Genomic DNA, 2,768 nt, shown 5'->3' with positions numbered 1-2,768 from the left:
CAGAATTACATTTACCAGTTGATAAACCCGTTACTTTTAGATTGGTTAGCGAAGATGTGATTCATGGTTTTTATGTTCCTGCTTTCAGGTTAAAGCAAGACATAATCCCCGGTAGGGCAATCAATCTAAACCTCACCCCCACCCGCGAAGGGCGCTACCGCTTAAGGGATTCTATGTATAGCGGTACCTGGTTTTCTACAAATCAGGCTGATGTTGTGGTGGAAAGTGAAGCAGCATATAGCGATTGGTTGAAACAAGCGGCTACTCAGCCTCTGCAACCAGGCTTGAGTGATGCAATTCTTGAATATAAACAACGCCAAAGTGAAGGCGCAAGGGGATGGCCCACTGTTGTGCCTGCTCCAGCCCCAATGGTAAATGTGCCCGGCTCAAATCAACTTCCCCACAACGGTTAAACCATGACACTTGCTTCTTATGATCCTCGAGTATTGAAATCAAATGCACCTGTACCAGGTGCCCCAGATAATTGGAAACGATTTTTTAGTTTTAATACCGATGCCAAGGTAATAGGTATTCAATATATCACCGTTGCAATCTTTTTTCTTCTGATCGGTGGTTTGCTAGCCATGATTATGAGGGGCGAATTGATTACCCCCGAGAATGATCTCGTGGATCGCACTGTATATAACGGGCTTTATACGATGCATGGCACGATCATGCTATTTATGTTTATTTTTCCGGTATTAAATGGTCTTAATAATTTATTAATACCAACAATGATTGGCGCTCCGGATATGGCGTTTCCCAAGCTGAATGCAGTGGCATTCTGGTTGGTGCCAATTTTTGGGGTGATTTTAATTTCCAGCTTTTTGCTTCCAGGTGGCCCCGCTAATTCTGGTTGGTGGTCTTACCCGCCGGTGAGCACACAAAATCCCCTTGGAAATTTTGTGAGTGGTGAAGGGATGTGGCTCACTGCCGTAGCTCTTTCAGGGGTTTCTTCGATCATGGGTGCAGTTAATTTTGTAACCACGATTATTCGGATGCGTGCTCCTGGTATGACATTTTTCCGCATGCCGATTTTCATCTGGACAGTATGGGCTGCCCAAACACTTCAGTTAATTGGCTTGCCTGCTTTAACCGGTGGTGCAATTATGTTGTTATTTGATCTAGTAGTAGGTACTAGCTTTTTCCAGCCTGAGGGCGGCGGCGATCCCGTTCTTTATCAACATTTCTTCTGGTTCTATTCTCACCCGGCGGTTTATGTAATTATTCTGCCTGTTTTTGGTATTTTTTCTGAATTATTTAGCTGCCATTCACGTAAGCCTGTTTTTGGTTATAAGTTTGTTGCCCTAGCTTCATTTGCAATTGTATTTCTTGGCTTAATTGTCTGGGTGCATCACTTCTTTCCCAGTGGTGTGCCGGAATGGATGAGAAATTTATTTATGGTTACAACTATGCTTATCTCGGTGCCAACTGGTGTGAAGGTTTTCGCCTGGTTAGCAACAATATGGGGAGGCAAATTACGTTTAAACACCCCGATGCTTTTTAGCCTTGGCGGACTTTTTAATTTCGTTTTTGCAGGCGTTACTGGCATTATGCTCGCCACAGTGCCGATAGATATTCATGTCAATAATACTTACTTTGTGGTTGGACATTTTCATTACGTTATTTATGGCGCTGCAGTAATGGGTATTTACGCAGCTATATATCATTGGTTCCCTAAGTTTACTGGTAGAATGTACTATGAGGGGCTGGGGAAGTTGCACTTTTTTCTAACCTTTATTGGTACAAACCTTAACTTCTTTCCAATGCACCCCCTCGGCTTGATGGGAATGCCGAGGCGGGTATCTTCCTATGATCCCGAATTTACCTTTTGGAATGTTGTAGCTAGTTTGGGTAGTTTTCTATTAGGAGTTTCAATTATTCCGTTTCTCTTAAATATGATTAGTTCATGGGTTCGAGGCCCGCAAGCTCCACAGAACCCATGGAATGCCATTGGTTTGGAATGGTTGCTTCCCTCACCTCCTCCAGCTGAGAATTTTGAAGAAAATGTGCCCACTGTTATCAGCGGACCCTATGGCTACGGCACAGGTAAACCACTTGTGGAAAACCAGGCGGCCTATGAAACCCAATCTCCTTTAGAGGCATAAAGAATGGAAACCACCACAGCTAATAATGAAAGCCATGGTATGAACGCCAGCCACGGTATGCACGCCAGCCATAACCTCACCGGTTTTATTATTTTTCTCTGCTCAGAAAGCGTAATCTTTATTGCCTTTTTCTCTGGATTTGCATTATTAAAGTTAAATGCGCTTGATTGGTTGCCGATTGGGGTAGAAGGCCTGGAATGGCAAACTCCCTTAATAAATACTTTTGTGCTTGTATCTAGTTCTGGCACGATTTATTTGGCTGAACGGCAAATGGCGCGCCAAAACATTTGGGGATTCCGAGGTTGGTGGTTAGCAACCATGGCTTTAGGGGGCTATTTCCTTTGGGGGCAAGCAGTTGAGTGGAGCGGCCTGCAATTTGGCTTTACCTCTGGCACTTTCGGTGGCACCTTTTATCTACTCACTGGTTTTCATGGTTTGCATGTGCTCACAGGAGTGTTGCTTATGTTGTTAATGCTGGTGAAATCGTTTATACCTAATAACTACAAAGGTGGAGAGCAGGGAATCCAGGCCACCTCCCTGTTTTGGCACTTTGTAGATGTGATCTGGATTATTCTATTTCTGCTTATTTATGTGTGGCAACGTTCTTAAGGAGGAATCCCAATGATCATTGACGACTCGCATTACGACGTGATCATTATC

Annotated in this window: 2 protein-coding genes and 1 pseudogene; all 3 read left to right on the top strand. The window is 43.9% G+C overall.

Annotated features, from left to right (window positions below; translation table 11 throughout):
* Nucleotides 1–413 (top strand): annotated as a pseudogene (locus tag KB557_RS10505) (cytochrome c oxidase subunit II); the annotation flags it as partial.
* 3 nt (nucleotides 414–416) lie between these two features.
* A complete protein-coding gene (locus KB557_RS10500; RefSeq protein WP_255133987.1) occupies nucleotides 417–2,108 on the top strand; it encodes a cbb3-type cytochrome c oxidase subunit I in 1,692 nt (563 codons plus the stop codon).
* A 3-nt stretch (nucleotides 2,109–2,111) separates the two neighbouring features.
* The gene (locus tag KB557_RS10495; protein WP_399219005.1) at nucleotides 2,112–2,717 is read left to right on the top strand and encodes a heme-copper oxidase subunit III; all 606 of its coding nucleotides are present in this window, start codon (nucleotides 2,112–2,114) and stop codon (nucleotides 2,715–2,717) included.
* The last annotated feature ends 51 nt before the right edge of the window (nucleotides 2,718–2,768 follow it).

The organism is Synechococcus sp. Cruz CV12-2-Slac-r (assembly GCF_024346075.1).
Classification (GTDB): domain Bacteria; phylum Cyanobacteriota; class Cyanobacteriia; order PCC-6307; family Cyanobiaceae; genus Synechococcus_D.
This window is presented reverse-complemented; position numbering and strand designations above follow the sequence as displayed.